The 1827-nt window shown below is 73.4% G+C and carries 1 protein-coding gene; it reads right to left on the bottom strand.

What is annotated here, in order from left to right:
• Window positions 1-1827, bottom strand: a 1827-nt coding sequence (locus AB0N31_RS36450; RefSeq protein WP_366062832.1) for a type I polyketide synthase, incomplete at both ends; no start/stop codon positions are given.

Below are 1827 nucleotides of genomic sequence, written 5' to 3'. Positions count from 1 at the left end.
ACCTCCACCCCACGGTGTCCGACGCCGTCGGCCTCCCCGACGACGACCTGCACCTGCACACCACCCCGCGCCGGCAGCACCAACGGTGCCGACAGCAGCAGTTCGTCGAGTGCCTCGGTGCCGGTCTGTTCGCCGGCGCGCATCACCAGTTCCACCAGGGCGGTGGCCGGCAGCAGGATCTTGCCGTCGACGGCGTGTTCGGCCAGCCAGCCGTGGGTGTGCGACGACATCCGTCCGGTGAAGACGTGGGTGTCCCGGTCGGCCAGGCCCACGGCCGCGCCGAGCAGCGGGTGCCGGGCGGACGTCAGGCCCAGGCCGGCGGCGTCCAGCGGGGCGTCCGGGCCGTCCAGCCAGTACCGCTCGCGCTGGAAGGCGTACGTGGGGAGGTCGACCCTGCGGGCGCCGGGGAGGACCCTGGTCCAGTCGGGGCAGGCTCCGCGCAGCCGCAGCAGGGCCAGTGCCGCCGCCACGGACTCCGCCTCGGACCGCCCGCGTCGCAGTGCCGGGGTGAGCACCCCGGCCTGCTCGGTCAGGCATGCCGCGGCGAGCGCGGTCAGGACGCCGTCGGGCCCCAGCTCCAGGTATTCGGTGACCCCCTCGGACTCCAGGAACCGCACACCGTCGTGGAACCGGACGGTGCCCCGGATGTGGCGGACCCAGTAGTCCGGTGACATCAGTTCCTCGTCGGTGGCGAGGACACCGGTCACGTTGGAGACGACGGGGATCTCGGGGGCCCTGAAGGTCAGGTCCGAGATGATGTCGCGGAACTCGTCGAGGATCTCCTCCATGTGCGGGGAGTGGAAGGCGTGGGAGACGGTCAGGAGCCTGACCCGGGCGCCCTTGGCCCGCCAGTCCTCCATGATCTCGGTGACGGCGTCCTCGTCACCGGAGATCACCGTGGCGCGGGGGCCGTTGACGGCGGCGACGGAGACCCGCTCCTCGCCGTACGGCAGCAGGGAGGCGCGGACCTCGTCCTCCGCGGCCTGGACCGAGGCCATCGCGCCGCCCTCGCGGGCGGCCTGCATCAGCCGTCCGCGCTCGGCGACCAGGACACAGGCGTCGGTGAGGTCGAGAACGCCGGCCAGATGGGCCGCGGTGACCTCGCCGAGGGAGTGGCCGAGCAGGTAGTCCGGCCGCACGCCGTAGTGCTCGAAGAGGCGGTACAGAGCGACTTCGACGGCGAACAGCGCGGCCTGGGTGAAGGCCGTCTGGTCGATCAGCGCGGCGTCGGCGGACGTCTCCGGTGCGAAGAGCACTCCCTTCACGGGACGGACCAGCTCCGGGTCGAGATGGGCGCACACCCGGTCCAGCGCCTCGGCGAACACCGGATTGGTCTCGTACAACTCGCGCCCCATGCCGAGCCGTTGGGCGCCCTGGCCGGTGAACAGGAAGGCGGTCCTGCCGGGGCGGGCCGTGCGGGTGCCGACCACGCCGGGGACCTGCCGGTCGTCGGTCGAACCGGCGAGCGCGGCCAGGCCCTCGAGGAGCGTTTCGCGGCTGTCGCCGAGGACGGCGACGCCCTGGTCGAGCAGGGCGCGTCCGGTGGCCAGCGAGTAGGCGACGTCGGCCGCCTCCAGCCCGGGCCTCGCCTCGACGAACCGGCGCAGGCGCTCGGCCTGGTCGCGCAGCGACTTCTCGGTCCTGCCGGTGATGATCCACGGCAGGACGCGGGAGGGCGCGCCTGACGCACCGGACGCGCCTGACGCACCGGACCTTCTGGCCGGGTGCGGTTCGGCCGGGGGTTCCTCGATGAGGACGTGGGCGTTGGTGCCGCTGATGCCGAAGGAGGAGATGCCCGCGCGGCGCGGGCGGCCGTCGGTGGCGGGC

This window comes from Streptomyces sp. NPDC051051 (genome assembly GCF_040682975.1).
In the GTDB taxonomy this organism is placed as follows: domain Bacteria; phylum Actinomycetota; class Actinomycetes; order Streptomycetales; family Streptomycetaceae; genus Streptomyces.
This window is presented reverse-complemented; position numbering and strand designations above follow the sequence as displayed.